General features: G+C 42.1%; 12 protein-coding genes and 1 pseudogene. 7 read left to right on the forward strand and 6 right to left on the reverse strand.

What is annotated here, in order from left to right; genetic code table 11:
* Positions 1 to 6: 6 nt before the first annotated feature.
* Positions 7 to 951, reverse strand: coding sequence for a bifunctional demethylmenaquinone methyltransferase/2-methoxy-6-polyprenyl-1,4-benzoquinol methylase UbiE (gene ubiE, locus HHA43_RS00355; protein WP_168541351.1), 945 nt, complete (start codon positions 949 to 951; stop codon positions 7 to 9).
* A gap of 219 nt (positions 952 to 1,170) precedes the next feature.
* On the reverse strand, positions 1,171 to 1,878 hold the full coding sequence (locus HHA43_RS00360; RefSeq protein WP_168525207.1) for an FFLEELY motif protein: 708 nt from the start codon (positions 1,876 to 1,878) through the stop codon (positions 1,171 to 1,173).
* A gap of 191 nt (positions 1,879 to 2,069) precedes the next feature.
* Here HHA43_RS00360 and HHA43_RS00365 point away from each other — a divergent pair, with 191 nt between their 5' ends.
* On the forward strand, positions 2,070 to 3,488 hold the full coding sequence (locus tag HHA43_RS00365) for a phosphate--AMP phosphotransferase (RefSeq protein WP_168541353.1): 1,419 nt from the start codon (positions 2,070 to 2,072) through the stop codon (positions 3,486 to 3,488).
* A 63-nt stretch (positions 3,489 to 3,551) separates the two neighbouring features.
* Here the strand turns inward: HHA43_RS00365 and HHA43_RS00370 are convergent, their stop codons facing one another.
* Entirely contained in the window at positions 3,552 to 4,061 is a 510-nt protein-coding gene (locus HHA43_RS00370) for a hypothetical protein (protein WP_171525682.1), read from the reverse strand.
* A 203-nt stretch (positions 4,062 to 4,264) separates the two neighbouring features.
* Here HHA43_RS00370 and HHA43_RS00375 point away from each other — a divergent pair, with 203 nt between their 5' ends.
* The 6 genes and pseudogenes from HHA43_RS00375 to HHA43_RS00400 all read left to right on the forward strand — a co-directional run bounded on the left by HHA43_RS00375 (position 4,265) and on the right by HHA43_RS00400 (position 18,512).
* Positions 4,265 to 7,993, forward strand: a complete 3,729-nt coding sequence (locus HHA43_RS00375; protein ID WP_168541355.1) for an exodeoxyribonuclease V subunit gamma — start codon at positions 4,265 to 4,267, stop codon at positions 7,991 to 7,993.
* A complete protein-coding gene (locus HHA43_RS00380) occupies positions 7,990 to 11,763 on the forward strand; it encodes a UvrD-helicase domain-containing protein (RefSeq protein WP_168541357.1) in 3,774 nt (1,257 codons plus the stop codon). The genes HHA43_RS00375 and HHA43_RS00380 overlap by 4 nt, the downstream gene beginning before the upstream one ends.
* A gap of 103 nt (positions 11,764 to 11,866) precedes the next feature.
* Positions 11,867 to 13,606 carry an exodeoxyribonuclease V subunit alpha gene (gene recD, locus HHA43_RS00385; protein WP_171525686.1) on the forward strand — a complete coding sequence of 580 codons (1,740 nt, stop codon included), beginning with the start codon at positions 11,867 to 11,869 and terminating at the stop codon, positions 13,604 to 13,606.
* An 819-nt stretch (positions 13,607 to 14,425) separates the two neighbouring features.
* On the forward strand, positions 14,426 to 14,695 hold the full coding sequence (gene rpsO / locus HHA43_RS00390) for a 30S ribosomal protein S15 (protein ID WP_067761248.1): 270 nt from the start codon (positions 14,426 to 14,428) through the stop codon (positions 14,693 to 14,695).
* Positions 14,696 to 14,955: 260 nt separating this feature from the next.
* Positions 14,956 to 17,043, forward strand: a complete 2,088-nt coding sequence (pnp, locus tag HHA43_RS00395; RefSeq protein ID WP_171525211.1) for a polyribonucleotide nucleotidyltransferase — start codon at positions 14,956 to 14,958, stop codon at positions 17,041 to 17,043.
* Between the two features lie 232 nt (positions 17,044 to 17,275).
* Positions 17,276 to 18,512: pseudogene (locus tag HHA43_RS00400) on the forward strand (magnesium transporter CorA family protein).
* Between the two features lie 228 nt (positions 18,513 to 18,740).
* Here the strand turns inward: HHA43_RS00400 and HHA43_RS00405 are convergent.
* The 3 genes from HHA43_RS00405 to HHA43_RS00415 form a co-directional block, all read right to left on the reverse strand.
* Positions 18,741 to 19,004 carry a YdcH family protein gene (locus HHA43_RS00405; RefSeq protein WP_104853289.1) on the reverse strand — a complete coding sequence of 88 codons (264 nt, stop codon included), beginning with the start codon at positions 19,002 to 19,004 and terminating at the stop codon, positions 18,741 to 18,743.
* Between the two features lie 88 nt (positions 19,005 to 19,092).
* Positions 19,093 to 19,428: a chaperone modulator CbpM gene (locus HHA43_RS00410; RefSeq protein WP_168417556.1), complete on the reverse strand. Its 336-nt coding sequence runs from the start codon at positions 19,426 to 19,428 to the stop codon at positions 19,093 to 19,095.
* Between the two features lie 364 nt (positions 19,429 to 19,792).
* On the reverse strand, positions 19,793 to 20,233 hold the full coding sequence (locus tag HHA43_RS00415; RefSeq protein ID WP_168417627.1) for a DUF2147 domain-containing protein: 441 nt from the start codon (positions 20,231 to 20,233) through the stop codon (positions 19,793 to 19,795).
* Positions 20,234 to 20,393: the final 160 nt, after the last annotated feature.

The raw sequence follows: 20,393 nt of genomic DNA on the forward strand, positions 1-20,393 counted from the left end.
GCCGCCTTAGAGTTTAAAACCACGGTGAACAGCAACAATACCACCCGTGAGGTTGTGGTAGTCACAGTTTTGGAAACCTGCTTGTTCCATCATACCTTTTAAGGTGCGTTGGTCTGGGTGCATACGAATAGACTCTGCTAAGTATTTATAGCTTTCAGAATCGTTCGCAACAATTTTACCCATGATTGGCAGTGCAGTGAATGAATATAAGTCGTACAGCTTAGAGAATGGCTCAAAGACGGGTTTAGAGAATTCTAGAATTAATAAACGGCCACCTGGCTTAAGTACACGGTACATTGCGGCTAAGGCTGCATCTTTATCGGTCACGTTGCGCAAACCAAAAGAAATCGTGAGCAAGTCAAAGCTGTTGTCTTCAAAAGGTTCTAAAGTTTCGGCATTGGCCAGTACAAAATCGACATTGGTACAACCTGCATCAATCAGACGGTCACGACCCACATTTAACATAGATTCGTTAATATCTGAGAGGACGACATGACCTGTAGAGCCAACTTCACGACTAAATACTTTGGCTAAGTCGCCTGTGCCACCTGCAATATCCAGTACACGCTGACCACGGCGTACACCTGACATATTAATCGCAAAGCGCTTCCATAAACGGTGAATACCAAATGACATTAAGTCATTCATAATGTCGTATTTGCTGGCAACCGAATGGAATACTTCTGCGACTTTTTGAGCTTTATCTTCACTGCTCACAGTTTGATAACCAAAGTGCGTGGTCGGGCCAACATTGCCTGTATTGGCACCACGTGGCAAATTATATTTTGGCACTGCACCTGTTACAGAAGTGTCCGTTAATTTTTGTTCTAAAGATTGTTGCTGACCTTGTGGAGCGCCTTGTGGTAGAGGCTCTGTTAAGAATGGACTCACTTTGTCTGTTGGTTGTGCCGACTCGGGAGTAGCGGTAGGCATTTGATTTTCATTCGACATTGGAGTCACTCCTCAGATAAAAAGGCTTAAGGCTGCAGTGTATGCATGATGACAGATTCTAAGCACTTGTACAGTAATCATCATGCAATTGTTATGAATAATATACAGAAAAAATCAAATAGTGCGCTAGCCATACGCGGAATTGTTGGCTATTTCACAGAATAAGCAATCCTCTGCTTGAGCTGACAGATGGCTTAAAGATCAACTGAGTAAACATGCCTATGATTGAAAGGGATGTAAGTCACCTGCATGGACTTTGGCAATAATCTCGCGCTCAGTCGCCGTGAATTGTTTCACAAACTTTTCAGCAGATTTGAGCGGTTTCATGGCTAAGAAACCATCTTGCATAAATTCATACATGATTTGAAAACTGTATTTTTGAGCTGCACCTTTACACATTTTAAATGCGGTATACACCACAAAAGAGCGCATGTATTTATCTAGATTTTTACCCAGCTCATCGAGCATGGTTAATTGTTTTAAGCGAGCTTCGCCTTGATCGAGCTTTAAATAAGTCAACCGCATCATTTCATCATTTAAGGGCATATTTTCAGGATAGTCCTGTAGCAACTGCGCTGCGACTTGCTCATCAAGCTGTACCGCAAGAATGGCTAGACTCACACCAGATGTACCAGTTTTAATTGCATTTTCAGGAATGATTTTTTCAGCCTTATGTGCATATTTGAGCAGTCGTGCAATTTGACCTGCCAAAGCGTCAAAATCGGGGCCGCCGTATAAACGGTTTAAAAAGTAGTCTGCCATTAATACATTCTGTTTTTCTGCAAACTGCTGGGCGTGAGTACGCTGCATACGCTGTTTTTGCCATGCTTGCACATCTTGTAAGCGTTGAAATAAAACAGGATTTTTATGATATTTAAATTGATAATACAGTTCTAACAGCTCATCTAAAGCAGCAAGTTTAGACATAGGATGTCTCATTATTGTCTTGAATAGGCAAATCTTAAAGTGAGTTCGACTTCGGAGCTATGACAAATTACACACAATTCAGAAAGCAACGGGTCAGTGTGTTGAATTTATAAACAAAAACCTGATAAAAACTGTTAAAAAATGAGTCGATATTCGTATACTGATGAAATAACACAAGAACAGAGCAGATGATGTCAAAAGCAAATACTGAATTTAAACTCATGGAAGAAGAACAACTTTCAGTCGAGCTGATTGAAGCACAATATGCCTTAAAAAATACCAAAGGTGAAAAGAACGCCAAAAGTTTGCTGATTTTGGTGAGCGGTATTGAATTGGCGGGTAAAGGTGAGTCGGTTAAACAATTAAGAGAATGGGTTGATCCACGTTATTTGCGTGTAAAAGCCGATGCACCACATCCGTTTAATCCGAAACAGGCACTGTGGCAGCCTTATGCACGTTTTATCCCTGCCGAAGGTCAAATTATGGTGATGTTTGGTAATTGGTACAGCGACTTGTTAAGTACCGCTATGCATGTGTCTAAGCAAATTGATGACACCATGTTCGACAACTATGTTGAGAAAATGCGGGCCTTTGAAGAAGATTTAAAAAATAACCATGTTGATGTGATTAAAATTTGGTTTGATCTGTCTTGGAAATCTTTGCAAAAACGCTTGGATGATATGGAGCCGAGCGAAGTGCATTGGCACAAATTACATGGCTTGGACTGGCGTAATAAAAAGCAATATGACAGCTTACAAAAACTGCGTCAGCGTTTTACTGACGACTGGATCATGATTGATTGTGAAGATGAAACCATACGTGATCAGCAGTTTGCACAACATATTTTACGTGCACTGAAACATTGTCCTACACATCCGACTAGCTCTGGCATTACTTGGCAGCCTGCAGAAATTCCTGAAGTTTTATTGAATCCTGTATCTGAGGCGGTGGCAGATGATGAATATAAAGCTGAATTAAAAAAACTCACGAAAAAAGTGGCAGATGCACTGCGTTTTGATAATCGTAACGTCAGTATTGTATTTGAAGGGATGGATGCCGCAGGCAAGGGCGGTGCCATTAAACGCATTGTGAAAAAACTGGATCCGCGCGAATACGAAATTTATACCATTAGTGCGCCAGAAGCCTTTGAAATCAGTCGCCCGTATTTATGGCGTTTCTGGACGAAAATTCTGCCTGAAGAGAAAATTAATATTTTTGATCGTTCTTGGTATGGGCGTGTTTTGGTCGAGCGGGTGGAAGGTTTGATCAGTCCACTGGAGTGGCAACGTGCCTATGATGAAATTAACCGTTTTGAAAAAGATTTGAATGATCATCAAACGGTGGTGATTAAGTTTTGGCTGGCGATTGATAAAGACGAACAAGAACAGCGTTTTAAGGCGCGTCAAGAAACTGCACACAAACGCTTTAAAATTACCGATGAAGACTGGCGCAACCGTGGTCGTTGGGATGACTATTTGGTGGCTGCGGCAGATATGCTGCAACGCACCAGTACGGAATATGCACCGTGGTACGTTATTCCAAGCAATGACAAAAATGCAGCTCGTCTAGAAATTTTAAGAACCATTTTAAAACAACTCAAGGCAGATTAATCTGCCTTGGCGTGAATGTTCGTATGAATGTTTAAACGAAGTTAAAATTAGTTTTAGAACTATTTAAGCATTCATGACTTTGGCTTGTTTGAGCTGAATGCTTTTGGCTAGTTTGTAGCTTTCTTCAACATGGGTTTCGGCAATTTTTTTCATAATAAAATAACCCAAACCTGCCGCCACCATCTGTCCGCCCAGTGGAATAAACTTGGTAACTTGTTTGGTGATGTACTTGGCTGCAACATTATTCAGGGATTTTTTCACTGCGGTACGCGCCACGACCAAACCTGAAAATTCAACGCCACGTTTACGCAATTCGCTCCAGTGCACTTTTCGGGTTTCTGGGTCGTAAACACTGACTTGTTCAGGTGATAATCCAAAGCGTGCATTAATTTCGGGAATTAATTGCGACAAGATGCCAACGTCAATCACGACATCTAAAAAAGGAACTGGAATCACGGCTGCGCCTGCAGAAAAATAGGCACGTTTTTTGACCAGTTCTAGGCATTCTGCACGAATCATTTCCAAATCTAAGCTTGGATCAATCGAATCTGGGACGGTATCTCTTTTTATCATATATATAACTCTAAAATGGCACCTAATGTTTTGCTATTTGCTATCATTAAGCTACTTTATTCAAAGCATTTTTTGAATCAAGTCATGAATGAAAATATGCTTTTAAGGTGGCATAGCGTGTTGTGAAAGTATAGTAAATAATCTTTATTCTTTTGTTGTATTTAGCATTTTATTCATTTTTAAAAAATAAGGAATAAGTATTTATGGCGATTCATGTCATACAAAGTCAGCGTATAGAAGTTTTGCTTGAAAAGATGCTGAACAGCATACGTCAGCCGACATTGAATCCCTTACAGGTACTTAAAACCCAGCATTTTATTGTGCCTTCGGTTGCTGTAGCAACGTGGCTGACTGAAAAGATTGCTGAACAACAGGGCATTAGTGCCAATACTCAGTTTCATCATCGTATTCGGGCGTTTCAGTGGGCAGCTTATCAGGCAGTATTGGAAGATAAAGACCGTGTAAGGCAGGCGAATATTCCGCGTATTGTGATGCAGTGGCGTGTGTTCTATGACTTACAGCCTTGGATTCAATATGAACAGAATCCATTAGAAACTGAGCATGCTTTATACCGTTTAATTCAGCGAATTTATGACAGTGCAGCATCACTACAGTCTGACTCAGAGCGGCAGCTAAAAAAACAAAATATGCTGTACTGGGTGGCAGACAAAGTGTCGCGCTTGTTCAGTAACTACATGGCTTATCGTGGCTTTTGCCAAAAAGGCTGTGCAGGAACCTGCCAATGTCAAAGTAATTGGTTGTCGATTTGGGGGCAGCAGCAACATCTGGATTTAAAGCAACAGATTTACGTCCCTAAAAGCTTTGATACTGAAGAAGAGAAACAGTCGGCCTTAGCGCTTGCAGTATTTACGCAGGAGCAGGCCGAAGAATTAGAACAGTGGCAAAGCTGGTTGTGGTCGCATATTTTTCATGCCGATTTTGAAAATATGCAGGAGATTGATCGGCAATTTTGGCAGGCCTTGGGCACGCCTGAAAACCCAAATTCTTGTATCAAGAAGCTTCCTCAGCAACTGGTGATTTTTACTGTATTGGATTTGCCGCCGAGCCAGTTATATTTTATGCGCCGTTTAGCGCAGTATATGGATATTTTTATTCTGCATTACAACCCATCGCAAGAATACTGGGCCGATATGGTCGATCCAAAATGGAAGTTACGGGTCGATGCACGTATTAAAGACCGCTTTGTTCGTGAGATGGAAAAACAGAACAAGACCGTGAGCGATGAGGACATTGCAGCGTATATTGAAAAATATAATGGGCATTTTAATGCCGATATGCGTGAATCACACCATCCGCTGCTGACACGATTTGGCAAACAGGCACGGGACCATTTTTCATTGCTTTCGGTTTTGTCGAGTGGTGAGGAAGGCGAATGGGTGGATGAGTTCCCTGAACAATATCCTCAACATTTATTGGGCAAAATTCAGTCCGATGTATTGAATTTAGAAGTGCCTGCAGCACAGTCGTATTGCTTAGACCCTGAAGATGATTCCATCGAAATTCATGTTTGTCATTCGAGTTTGCGTCAGCTGGAAGTTCTAAAAGATCGTTTAATTGCATGGCTAGGCCAAGATGATAGCCGTCAAGCCAGTGATATTTTGGTGCTTAGTCCGAAACTGAAAGAACAAGAGTCTTTAATTCGGAGTGTCTTTGCTGCACCGCCAAGTGAGCGCGATTTATATCAGAAAGGGCAGCAAAAAGGCCAACAGAGTCAAGCGGGACTCGCACATCAACTCAGTCAAGACAGTGTGTATTTGCCCATTCAAATAGCAGGGATTAGCTCCCTAGACATTCACAATGCTTGGCGTGCAGTCACTGGGCGGATCACTTTGGTTCAGGGACGCTTTAGTTTTGAAGAGTTTAGTGACTGGCTCAGTTTGGCCGCCACGCAGCAGCGTTATGCGTTGAACTTAAATCATATTGAACGCATGAATGCGCTATTGTCTGAAGCGGGGTTTAAGCGAGGTTTAGATGCAGAACATTTGAGCCGTAGTTTGAGCGCAGGTGATCAGGATTACAGATTTACCCTCAAATTTGCTTTAGACCGTTTGGCTTTAGGGGTAGCCGTCCCTGAACATTGTGTGGTTAATCAGACCTTAAGTTATGCCGATGTACAGCCCGATGATTTTGAGCTGGTCTTTAAACTTGTACAAATTTATCAAGATTTTGCAGTACGCCGTGACTGGTTAATTCAACATGAATTGGGTCAGTCACAAACGGTAGAGTTCTGGCTGAAACAACTGATGCAAGATGTCAGTGAATTTCAGGATGCAGGTGTAGATGTACTGGCCTCGGTCTTTAGTTTGGTGCAAAAGCATGACCGTATGCTGACTTTGGCCAGTTATTTTGATGAGCAATCGGGACATGACATCCGTCATTTAAGCTTACCCTTAGACTATATTTTGCAAGAAATAACAGCGCAGCTTGAAACACAACTCGAGCAAGCCAGTCCATCGGGGGCGATTACTTTTAGTCAAATTGGTGCGATACGCCCACTGCCTTATAAACTGATTGTGATGTTGAATTTGGACAATGGTGTATTTCCAAGTCGTGATCAGCAACTGCCTTTTGATTTGATGCAGTTGTTGAAGCCTCAGCTTGGAGATCGTTCACGGCTAGATGATGATCAAGGCGCTTTTTTAGACAGTGTTTTGCTGGCTCAGGACAGTGTTTGGCTGTTCTATAACGGCTTTGATGTGAGCGATGGCGAGGTGCGTGATCCCTCTGTGGTGGTACAGGAATTTGTACAGCATCTGGCTTTTATTGTGAAACATCCCGAAGGTGAAGTTTCTAAAAATATCAAAGTGCAAGGTGTTGATATTCCAGTGCAGTTGCTGCCAATTTATCACTTGCATAGCTTACAGCCTTTCGATCAGCAGCGTTTTGCCGAAAGCCGTGAAATTCGCTTTAAAGACCAGTGGTATCGGGTGGCCAAACAAATGCAGCAGGGTACTACACCGCGTGAAGCATGGTTTTGTGAATATCCATCATTGCCACAAGATGTGGTGGTGCTAGACAGTACGCAGTGGATTAAAGATGTTTGTTTCCCTGCCCGTGCCTATTTAAAAGCCATTGGTGTGAATAATCTAAAGTCAGATACAGCTGCGCTCAATCAAGAACCGTTGATTTTAAATGGTTTGGAAAAATACGCTGTGCGAGACTTTTTACTTAAGTACGGCACACAAGAAGCAAAAAGTTTATTGCAAGATACTTTGCCTGTAGGCAAAACCCTGAATGCCACCTTTAAAACTGGGGTGCAGGAGCAGCAATATTTACGTGATGTTTTAATGCAATATGCAGAACAAGAAACCTTGACCACTCAGCAGGTCTGGAAAATGACTCCGCAAGTGCACATCCGCATTCAGGTACCTGCAACGACAACCACCCGTTGGTGTAACGTGGTCGCTTCACGGGCAACGCCACAGCGCTATGCACATGTTTGGTTGGAATATTTGTTGTGGGTAGCATATCAAAATACTGCGCAGCAGGACTTGGAACGGATCGTGGTCTGTAAAGATGATGTGATCCATTTTGCTGGGGTGAATGCCGCACAGGCACAAGATTATTTAGCGATGTGGATGGAGTTTTGGGCACAGGCACAGCAATATCCTGTGTTGTTGCCTGCTGCTTTGGTTTTAAAAATGAATAATAAAAAAGAATTTGAAATTGAGTGGGATGAAACAGACTCCGAACAGGTTTTGAATATGGACAGCTTTGCAAAACATTGGCAGGGCGGAGCTTGGGGGGGCTTTATTGATGAAAGTGAGAAAAATCACCCTGACTGGGCCTTTATTTTTCAAGACAGTGAAACGGAGCCATTGTTGATTCAGGCATTTCAGCAGCATAGCTATCGGTTGTATCAGCCTATTACCCAACAGCGCCAAATTGCGAATCAGGGAGAGTCAGCATGAATACATCCAGCATATTTCCAATTTGCTATGACCCGATTCAAGAAATGCAATTTAAAGGCTTGCACTGGATTGAGGCTTCTGCGGGTACAGGTAAAACTTATACCTTGTCCAGTTTAATGGTGCGAATTTTTCTTAAGGATTATTTGCCGAATCAGGTGATTGCCACAACATTTACCCGTGCTGCTGCGGCTGAACTAAAAAGTCGAATTCGTGCTCGCTTACAGGAAACCAAACAATATTTTGATGCGTGTTTAGATTTATCTCAGCCAGAAATCTTAAAAAAAATTGAGCAAGAACAAGACCCTTTGCTTAAGCATGTGCTGCAGGAGCATCATCTAAAAGTAGATTATGCCAGTTCACGTTTGCAGTTGGTGATTGCGCAATTAGATGAGTTGTTTGTGGGCACCTTAGACAGCTTTAGCCAAAAAATGTTGCGAGAATTTGCATTTGAAAGTGGCAAAATTGAACGTGCCGATATTACCGACCAAGCTTCGGTTTATACAGAACAATTGGTACATGATGTGTTGCGGGAATGGATTCAGGCACAACCTCAGCATGTTGTGGACTATATGCTGTTATGTGGGCGCTTAAAATCGGCAACTGAATATGTGGGTTTAGTGGGTACAAGTTTGAATTTTGCATCTGCAAAAATTCAGGGGATTGAGCAAGTACAACTGGAAGTGCAAGATTTAGAAGTCGCCTTGCAGCATTTAGCCACAATAGATCTCACTCAAATTGAAGAATTAAAAGAATATTATGATGGTCAATACAACTTTAATTTTTCCCATTATGTTGCAGGCAGTGACAAGAAAAAATTACATCCACTATTTACTGTCACGTTGCCCAAACTGATTGAAATGCTGCAGCACAACCCGTTAGAGCAGTATTTTAATCTGCATTTAAGCGATGGGTTTAACGAGGTTCTTGGGTTGTATCTCACTGCTGAAGGTAAGCCAAGATCGGCAATTTTTAATAAAGCCAAAGCACCGTGTACCCAAGATGTGCAAGATGCCTTTTTTGACCATCCAGTGATTCGTAAAATCAAAGCGGTGGCAGATGCGAAACTGCAATTTGAAGGCCAGATAGATTTGGTAGATACCAACTTAAAATTTTATTTGGTGCAACAAGTCAAACAGCGCTTACCACAGTTGTTGCAGCAAAAAGGTGAAACCACTTTTGCGCAACAAATTCGCACCTTGGCAGAAGCTTTACATGGTGAGCGCGGGCAGCGTTTTGCACAATTTGTACATACACGTTATCCGTTAATTTTGGTGGATGAATTTCAGGATACCAACCAAGATCAAGATGACATGCTCTCGCAAATTTGGCGTAATCCAAAATGGTATGCACGGGGCTGTATGATCATGGTGGGTGACCCCAAACAGGCAATTTATGGCTTCCGTGGCGGCGATATGCTGACCTATAACAATGCCCGTGATGATGTACTGAAAAAACAGGGATGTATTTACTCCCTCAGACAAAATCATCGTTCTGTCAAAGAACTGGTAAGCGTGGTGGATGAGTTATTCCAACGTCATACCGATTTTGGTGAGCAGGTGACTTATCATCCGGTTATTGCGGGTTCACGGCCTCATCCTGCTTTAATCGATCGGCAGCAGGCCAACCCTGCGCCGCTTCGGTGGATCACCGTTGCACATGATCAAGATGAATCTATTCAAATTGCTTGGAAAATTCGTGATTTATTAAATCAGGGGATTTCAGGTGAGTTATATTTTGACCATTCTACAGGTAAGCTTGCATTACAGGCCGATGATATTGCGATTTTATCCACCAGTCATAAATTGCTGGATCAAGTGCAATATGAGTTGGAGCGTATTGGTATTCGGGTAAATCGAAGCAGTAAGCGCAGTGTTTTTAGAGGATTTCTAGCGCAAGATGTTGCGGCAATTTTAACGGCAATTTTACATCCTTTTGATGAAGCGAAAGTAAAGCGTGCTTTACTGACTCGTTTGCTGGGCTATAACCTGCAGCAGTTAATTGAACTTGAGCAACAAGGCTTGGGGCAGTTTATATATGACTTCGACTGTATTCGTGAGATGTGGGTCAATAAAGGCTTTTTAACCGCTTGGAGTTATTGCCTGAACTTATTTAAAGTTTGGGAGAATTTGGTGGCAAAGCAGAGCTTTGACAATGAACGGCATGTGGTGAATTTACGTCATTTAACTGAGTTGCTTAGTCGGCAGAGTGAGCGTCATCAAGGCGCTTATATGCTGTATTACTGGTATTTGCAGCAGGTTGAATCGCCTGGAGAACGTGACTGGGAAGTTGAACGAAAGCTGTCGAACGCGGCAGGTGTAAAGCTGATGACCATTCACCAGTCCAAGGGACTTGAGTTTAAAGTGGTCTTTTTAATGTCAGCAGATCGGCCGCCAAAACCTGATAAGTCTGCTTTGGTGTTTGCAACGCAGGAAGAGCAAGGCATAGAGCAACGTGTCATTGCCATTAAACATAAAGACATGGATGCAACAGCAACGCAGCAGCATCGTGAGCGTCGTTTAGCTGAGCTGAATCGCTTGTGGTATGTGGCATTAACCCGAGCCAGTTATCGGGTCTATGCGATGTTAAAACAGCCTGAACCACCTAAAGAAGATGTCAAAAGTAAGAAGCCGTCTGCACCTAAAGCGGACGGATTAAATGTCTGGCGTTTAAAAGCATCGGTGTGCTCACAGACTCAGCAAATTGCAGCGCAATTCAGTACTGAGGAAGCGCCTATGCTGAATTTACCTCAGGCATTGGAATTACAACAAATACAAGATGTTGTGATTGAGGCCGCAGACTTTCCAGTGCGCCGTTTTTACCCACGTACAAAAACCAGTTTTAGTGGTTTGGCACAGCATCTGCCGAGTACAAGCCCTCGGGATAGCTTGGTGGTGATGGCTGAGACGCAGGCAGCGGCAGCAGATGAAATCAATCAAGAACCTGTTGAAGCGATTGAGCTTGCGCAACCGATCGCATGGATTAAAGCCAATTTTCAGCGTGGCACACAGGCGGGTAGTTTTTTACATAAACTATTTGAATATATCGACTTTCAGGCCAGTCGAGACCGCATTGCAGACGAAGTGAAACGCCGTTTTCATAATGATAAAGAGTTTAACTCCGATATGCTGTTGGCCGATTTGGTTGCCAAGCTTCATCAAGCTGATGTGCAGAATATGGCACAGGAAGCCGAAGTATTTGAGCTGATGACCGATTGGCTGATGCAGGTCTTGCACACCCCATTGCATCAAGACTTTTGTCTGTCTGCATTGGCTGTAGATGGCTATTTGTCTGAGTTTCCATTTTATTTGGCCATGGCAGACCAACGCTTATTGTTACCCGCCATTCAACAATTATTTAACGATGCAGGGCGGCCTATTCAGGGCTTAAACGAGGCCAACAGCGCTCGTTACCTGACAGGTTCAATTGACTTGGTGTATTTCGATGGTCAGCGCTATCACATTGCGGACTATAAAAGTAACTATTTAGGTGCAGATCAGCAGGATTATGCCTTGAGTCATATTGAAAATAATATGACTCAGTCTAGTTACTGGTTGCAAGCAGGACTGTACTTGGTGGCCTTACATCGTTATTTGGGCAGCAACATGCAGGGTTATGATATTTATCAACACTTGGGTGGCGCCAGCTATTTGTACTTGCGCGGCATGAATGGTGAGGTAGGACAAGGCGTATGCCATTGGCAGCCTGAAGCAGATTTTATTCTGCAACTAGATGAAATATTAGGTTACTTTGACCTTAAAAAATCAAACTAAGCCTGTTCTTAGACTTAATAAAACAAATGCTTATCCTGTGGATAACTTTGAGGATAACTGTGTGGAAAACAAGCATATTCACTTAATTCCAGCGCAATCTGCCATGCAGGCATGGTTGGATTACCTCTGTCAGCCGCCATTTAGCACTGCAACGATTGATGCTGCTGGTAAATCTTTGATGCAGCAAGTCCTTGATGCAATAGAACAGGGGGATAGTTGTATTCCTGCAAGTGCGGCACAGGTTGCGGCTTTGCATGATTTACAAATCACGCTACCCGTACAGCCCTCGGACACAGCAGCTGCAATTGCCCCGTTTGTATTTGACGGGCAGCGTTTATATTTGTACCGCTACTGGAAGTTAGAACAGCAAGTCGCCACTGATATTTTAAGAATTCAGGCACAGCAACCGCTTTCATTTGAGTTAAAACCTGAACAGCTCAACTTATTGCAAGACCCACAGCAACAGCAGGCTTTACAGACTGCTGCCAGCCAAAGTTTGAGTATTATCACCGGTGGGCCAGGAACAGGGAAAACCTATACCTTGGCGCATATTATTGCCGTACTCAATCAAGCTTTGCCAGATATTCGCATTGCCATGGCTGCACCGACAGGCAAGGCGGCACAGCGTATGCAGGAAGCCTTAAAAAATGCGTTGAATAGCAAAGCCTTACAAGCCTTTGATGTGGACGCTTTACAACAGTTACAACCTGTCACTTTGCATCGTTTACTCGGTTTGGGGAATACAGGCAAGCCTCGTTTTCATGCCAAACAACCTTTGCCTTACGATGTGATTGTGGTCGATGAAGCCTCTATGCTGGATTTGCACTTGTCACACATGTTATTGGCTGCCATTCCTGCACAGGCACGTTTAATCCTGTTGGGAGATGCCAATCAGTTAGCTTCAGTTGATGTTGGTACGGTGTTGGCAGATTTACAGCAAGTTCCTGAATTAGCAAAAAATCGTGTCAATTTAGTCACCACACGCCGTTTTGCTGAAGGGGCAAAAGTTGGGGCAATGGCGAAGTTCATTCAGCTAGAGTATCCTGCACAGCAGGTTTTGGCAGCGTTTGAACAGCAGGTGGTTGCTGCCACCCAGTTACGCAAAATCAATTTAGAACAAATACAGGTCGATGAAGTTCAACTTCAATATCTACCAAGTCAAGACAGCCCAATGTCTGCAACAGATTTGGATGGCTATTATGACCAGCTCATGTATGGCTATCAGTCCTATGTGGAAGTATTGAATGCGGGCTTGGCTGATGGCAATGATTTGCAAGACTTTCAGCATTTTGTGATGCAGGGTATTCAGGTGTTTGATGATTACCGTATTTTAACCGCGATTCGTCATGGTCATTTGGGCTTAAAGCAACTGAATGTGCAGATTGAGCAGCGCCTTTTACAGCAATCCAAACAGCAAAAACAAGGGGATTGGTATATCGGCCGACCTGTGATGATGACCTATAATGATTACCAGCTGGGACTGTCCAATGGTGATATTGGCATTTGCTTTATGCGAACACATAACGCACAGCGCCAGTTTGAAGTGTATTTTCCAAGTCTGGACAAATGGGTACCTGCAACACGCTTACCTAAAAATATTGAAACAGCTTTTGCGCTCACTATTCATAAATCTCAAGGTTCGGAATTTAGCCATACAGCAGTGGTGCTAGATGCTATGGCTAAAAACTTGCTCAGCAAGGAACTGATTTATACGGCTATTACCCGTGCTAAAAAAGCGGTGAGTTTGCTGGTCGATGCACAAGCGCTGGAACAGGCATTGAATATTCGCACCCGTCGTAGCAGTGGTTTGTTAGCTAGAATTAATGAGGTTCTGAATTATTAAGCGGAAGTGAATAATAGGTACTTTTGTACGAAATGGCTTACATCAATTCGAGAAATTTGCGCATAGAGATTCGAGTATGTTTTTGAGAAGATGACTTCACACAAAAAGCTCAATAAGGATTTTGAGCATAATCGCAGAATAATAACGATAATTGTCGATAGACAGCGAACTGACAGGACGTGAGTGAGAAGAGGAAACTTACAGCCGCTAAGCCTTGTAGTTTTGGGAGAGACTACAGGGCTTTTTTATGTCTGTTAGTTTTGTTGGCTTGCAAAATACAGACAATGCTTACTTGTTGTAAGAAAAAGCTTACAAATAGATACGAGAAATACGACTTCTTTCACTTTAGTATTATGGCAAAATCTACCACACAAGGACGTGAAACCCAGAACAGGAATGTTCAGACAATAAGACGCGAAAACGCGCAAATAACGACAATAAACAAAACAATAAGAATAATAAGACAAGAAACTACAGCGCAAAAACAGCCCGAGCTCCGCTCGGGCTGTTTTATTTTGTGAGCTAAAAATGACATTATGTTTTATTCTATTGGCAAAATATTACATATTATCAAACATATACAAATGTATATTTATTTGTGCACAGTACTTTATACTTTTATCTATGCAAAACAGCAGGCAGAAAAAATCTGGCGTGACTGCTTAAAGTAAAAATTAAAGCAGTTGTTAGTCGTTCTGTTTTGCAATCGGCACGTTTTTGCCTTAAAATGATGCTCTTGCTGTAGTGATGCACGGCAGTCAGTTGATTCATCAATTGATCGGTATCAAATCTTTTTATTAAGCATCTCGGAGAAATCGAATGGCTTTAACAAACGCAGATCGCGCAGAGATCATTGCTAAATTTGCTCGTGCTGAAAATGACACTGGTTCACCAGAAGTTCAAGTAGCGCTTTTAACTGCTCAAATCAATGACTTACAAGGTCACTTCAAAGAGCACAAACACGACCACCACAGCCGTCGCGGTCTAATCCGTATGGTTAACCAACGTCGTAAGTTACTTGACTACCTTAAAGGCAAAGATGCGACTCGTTACAGCGCATTGATTGCTGCTTTAGGTTTACGTCGTTAATTCGATTTAAGCTTTTATTTTCGGACTATTGCATGTTGAATGCTGTATTACTGAAAACTAAAGTAAATCTAGCTTTGGCTAGATCAGTGGAAGGGGCGAATGTTTCGCTCCTTCTTTGTGTTTAAAAATCGTGTTTCATTCGAGTGAGGTCGGCTTCTAAGCTTTGTCATTTACCAAAATATTGTGTTGTGAATGCCAAACCTTAGGGGTCTCCACGAGAATAATTGTTCACAAGAACTAGGAAAAAATAAAATATGTCGATGTTTAATATTATTCGTAAAGAATTCCAATTTGGTCAGCACCAAGTTGTTCTAGAAACTGGTCGCGTTGCGCGTCAAGCCAACACGGTTATGATCACTATGGGTGGTGTAACTGTATTGGTTGCTGTGGTTGCTCAACCTACAGCGAAAGCGGGTCAAGACTTCTTCCCGTTGACTGTTAACTACCAAGAAAAACAATATGCTGCGGGTCGTATCCCAGGTGGTTATGGTAAGCGTGAAGGCCGTGCGTCTGAAGCGGAAACTTTAATTTCACGTTTGATTGACCGTCCAATTCGTCCGTTGTTCCCAGAAGGTTACTATAACGAAATTCAAGTGACTGCGACGGTTGTGTCTTCTGATAAAACCATGGACGCTGACATTGCAGCCATGTTAGGTACTTCTGCTGCACTTGCAATTGCAGGTACGCCTTTCCGTGGCCCAATTGGTGCTGCACGTGTTGGTTTAATCAACGGCGAATACGTACTTAACCCGAACTTTGAACAAATGGCGCAATCTGACCTTGACCTTGTGGTTGCAGGTACAGAGTCTGCGGTATTAATGGTTGAATCTGAAGCGAAAGAACTTTCAGAAGACCAAATGTTAGGTGCAGTACTTTTTGGTCATGACGAAATGCAAATTGCTATTCAAGCGATCAAAGAATTTGCTGCGGCTGCTGGCGCAACAGAATCGACTTGGACTGCACCAGAGAAAAATGAAGACCTTCGTGCGAAGTTAAAAGAAGCGTTTGAAGCGAAAATTTCTGAAGCGTATACGATTGCAATTAAGCAAGACCGTTATGCTGCATTAGACGCACTTCAAGCTGAAGCTGTGGCTCAATTTGTTCCAGAAGAAGACGTTGATGGCATCGCAGATGACTTAAATGAACTCTTTGAAGACCTGAAATACCGCACTGTACGTGACAACATCTTGTCTGGTAAGCCACGTATTGATGGTCGTGACACCAAAACTGTACGTGCATTAGATGTACAGGTGGGTGTGCTTGATCGCGCGCACGGTTCAGCATTGTTCACCCGTGGTGAAACTCAGGCTTTAGTCACCACGACTTTGGGTAATACACGTGATGCCTTGATGGTAGATACACTATCAGGTACTAAAACTGACAACTTCATGTTGCACTACAACTTCCCTGCATACTCTGTAGGTGAAACAGGTCGTGAATCTGGTCCTAAACGTCGTGAAATTGGTCACGGTCGTTTGGCACGTCGTGGTGTGCAAGCTGTTCTTCCTGCTGCAGACCGCTTCCCGTATGTGATTCGTATTGTATCTGACATTACTGAATCAAACGGTTCATCTTCTATGGCGTCTGTATGTGGTGCATCTTTATCACTTATGGATGCAGGTGTTCCGCTTAAAGCACCAGTTGCAGGTATCGCAATGGGCTTGGTAAAAGAAGGCGAGCGTTTTGCAGTGCTTTCTGACATCTTGGGTGATGAAGACCACCTTGGTGATATGGACTTTAAAGTTGCAGGTTCTGCCAACGGTATTACTGCACTTCAAATGGACATCAAAATTGAAGGTATCACTGAAGAAATCATGGAAGTTGCATTGAACCAAGCTTATGCAGGTCGTATGCACATCTTGAATGCAATGAACCAAGTGATTTCACGTGCACGTCCAGAAATTTCTATGCACGCGCCGACCTTCCAAGTCATCAACATCAACCCAGACAAGATTCGTGATGTAATTGGTAAAGGTGGTGCAACCATCCGTCAAATTACTGAAGAAACTAAAGCCGCAATTGATATTGAAGACAACGGTACAGTACGTGTATTTGGTGAAACCAAAGCTGCTGCACAAGCTGCTGTTGCAAAAATTCAGGCATTAACTGCTGAAATCGAGCCAGGTACAATTTACACAGGTAAAGTGATCCGTATTGTTGAATTCGGTGCTTTCGTAAATATTCTTCCAGGCACTGACGGTTTGCTTCACATTTCACAAATCTCGAACGAGCGTATTGCTAACGTAGCAGACGTTCTGAAAGAAGGTCAGGAAGTGAAAGTACAGGTTGCCGATGTAGACAACCGTGGTCGTATCAAATTAACTATGAAAGACATCGAACAAGCATAATGCTGTGTTGATGATCTGAAATGGTTAATGAAAAGCCCGTATTCAAACTGAATGCGGGCTTTTTTTTATGTGCAAAATTTTGTTGATTTTAATAGGCGATACAATCATTACATGAACACTAGAATAAATAGCAACGCATATTTGAAAACGATCGCATTTCATGCTTAAACTGAGTACATCTTAAAATCTCAAAAAACCGTACAAGAAAACTGAAAATAGAGTAGCCTGTTCTATGCAAAGTTATTATTTCTATCTGCATACCAATCACAAAACCAATATTTATGTGCAAAAACAGCCAATTGAAGGGCTTGAGCCTGAATTTATCTGGATTGATTGTACCCGTGATGATGTACTGAACCGAGCCGAACAGTGGCAACAGGAAATTTTTCAGCATAGTCAGTTGTCGCTGAACGAGTATCATGTGCGTGATATTTTAAATCTTGAACATCCTTGTGCTTTTGACACCTTAGATGATTATGACCTGCTCATTTTTCGTAAATTGATTACTCCCGAAGACCGTATTGCCACAGGGCTGCAACTGGGGAGAAACATGAGCGGGTTTTTGGACTTGCTACCACGCCTATGAGTTTTATTATGACACCGCAGGTGCTGATCACCGTACGTGAGCAGGGCAATAAAGTCATGGAAAGCTATTTGTCACGTGTCGAAGCAGCGGTGCAACGTCCTATTGAAGAACAAAATAAGGCACGCAAACTGGCATCAACGCCACTGGATTTGACTTTACGTTTACTGAATTTGGTGGCTGATGATTACTTGGATATTCGCATGCCACTGACCCGCCGTGTGGAATATTGGCAACAAGAATTATTGCAAGGTCATCGGCGTTTTACCCGCTGGCATCAATTACTGCAAGAAAATATGGCATTTCAGCAAGTTGAAAATTTGTGTGAAGAGCAAATTGAAGCTTTGCAAGAATTACGTGATGAAATTGTGGATAACTACCCACATTTGCGTGGAAAAAACGTAGTGAAAAGCAGGATATTATTTTAGTGCGGTTAGATGATTTAACCAGTCATATTGAACGAATTCAAAAGCATACTATTCGGTTGCGTTCTGCAGTACAAACTGCCATTGGTCTGCATTTTTCTGCAATTGCCAACCAAACCAATGAGAATATGCGAATTTTGGCGATTATTACCGCAGTTTTTGCGCCTTTAACTTTATTTACAGGTATTTATGGCATGAACTTTGAGTTTATGCCAGGTTTAAGACATGCGCAGGCCTTTTGGATTATGCTGGGCGTAATGGTCATGACCACTTTACTGTTGCTGTATTATTTCTATCGCCGTCACATGGTGGGGCGGGGTGAAAAAAGTGTGATAGATATGCTGGCGCAACAACATAGCGATCAACACATGAGTTTATTTTGGTTTTTAGATTACGAACCGATTAAGCAAACTGTAAAAGGCACCATCAAAGAAGTAGAAAAGCTGACCAAGCTGAAATAATTAAGCTATCGCTTTTGCTTGTCTAAAATGTGACATATTTTCAGCTTTCAGCTTTCAGCTTTCAGCTTTCAGCTTTCAGCTTTCAGCTTTCAGCTTTCAGCTTTCAGCTTTCAGCACATTAGTCGTTTCTGTACGTTTGAGCAGTCACATACAGCCAAGTATTCTCTACCTTAACTCAACATTTAAGGTGAGATATTGATGGACTAAATTTTGAATATTGAGTGTGTATCAAGCCAGTTGATCATTCTGTGCATTGCGAAGCAAGTGGTACATTTCATCTTTAAGCTTGAGTTTCTTACGCTTCAGCGCTTCAATGTCATCATTAATTTGATGCACAGGATCAAGCTCAAGTTGGATAATCTCACGATCAAGCTGTTCATGGTCTTCAAAAATTTTTGAAAAATGTGGATTGCTGTCACGTAATACCTGAATTAAATCACGAAATTCAGGGAACATATTTTTAATCTTTTTGTTGCAGTCTTTGGTCTTCATTGTGGCGATCATTCTCAAGAAACAATTAATAGGGCATACAAAGAAAAACGCTCTAGCAAGCTTAAATGGACTTGGCTAGAGCGTTGGCTTAGCTATGTTGAAAATTCAGATGTTTAACTTCTTTGCGTAATTTTTGAACTTCATCAATCAGGTCTAGCATCATGGCTACAGCTGAAAAGCTGGCTTCAAAGTCGCGTTGTAGACGATAGGCCTGACGAGCGCGAGTCACATCTTCACCAAAAAATTGATGGATACGTTCTGCAGGGCGGGAAGGTAAGATGTCATATTCTAGAAGTTGTAAGACCCATTCTGGGCTTTGCCCACAGGCAGCAGCAAAATTTTTTAAATCGAGTTGGGTAAACTCTTCTATGAGTTCTGTATGTTGTCCGTCTAAAGTAGTTTCACGATATAGAATAGTGGTCATAGCATACTCCTTCTAGTTTATTTCAAGTTGAATCATCAACCTGAAATGAGGGATTGTATTTGCATCTGATTGCTTTATATCAAAGTGGATGATCCTTTAATTTAGCGCCTATAGCATGCAATTGAGTCTATTATTTGTATTGCTTTGGTGAATTTGTGGCCTATCCATGCCGTTGGGTTATTCTGCTTAGAATTAAAATGCACAACCAATATAGATTGTTTTTTGTGCAATGTGTTTAATTATTCAAGCATTTCATCAGAAGTGATAGCCTAAAGTTTAAGCTTATTGTTTCAAAGTATGACAATAAAAAAGACCCTTGAAAGGGTCTTTGGGATCAGCAGCTTATTCTGAATGGCGATGGAACTTAGTATTTCACCCAAGTCACGCTTCGGCCAATTACAGAAACACCAACATAACCACGTAAGGTTAAGCGTTTACCATTTGCACTTAAGCGAGCTTTGCCTTTATAAACCTTACCGCCAATTGGGTCTAGCACGTGGCCTTGGTTAAATTCACGTGGATTTTTCGGGTCTTGTTTAAAGCCCCAAATAAAAGGTAAACCAAGGAAAGGTTTATTTTTGAGTGTGCCTGGACATTTGGTGCAGGTCACCATTTTTTCTGCGCCAGGAACATTGCGGGTTTCAACGATAATACCCTCATAGGTACCATCTGCTTTTTTGCGAATTTCTACATCCGCACGTGAATATCCTGTACGGTCATCAATGGTTTTCCATTTGCCAATTAGAGGATCACTTTCAGCAAAACTCAAACTAGAAAGTGTGGCTAAAATCAGACCTGCAAAAATCCCTTTATAATTTTTTTCATCAATGTGTCCCCAAATGCGTTAAAAATCTTAAAAATAGAGTAAAAATTCTATTTTGAGCTTTATAGCAAGAAAATACTGATGACGCAAATTGATCATGGTAAATTTAGAGAGAAATACGCAAGAAAAACGTGAAAATTAA

The organism is Acinetobacter sp. A2, from assembly GCF_012371325.1.
Classification (GTDB): domain Bacteria; phylum Pseudomonadota; class Gammaproteobacteria; order Pseudomonadales; family Moraxellaceae; genus Acinetobacter.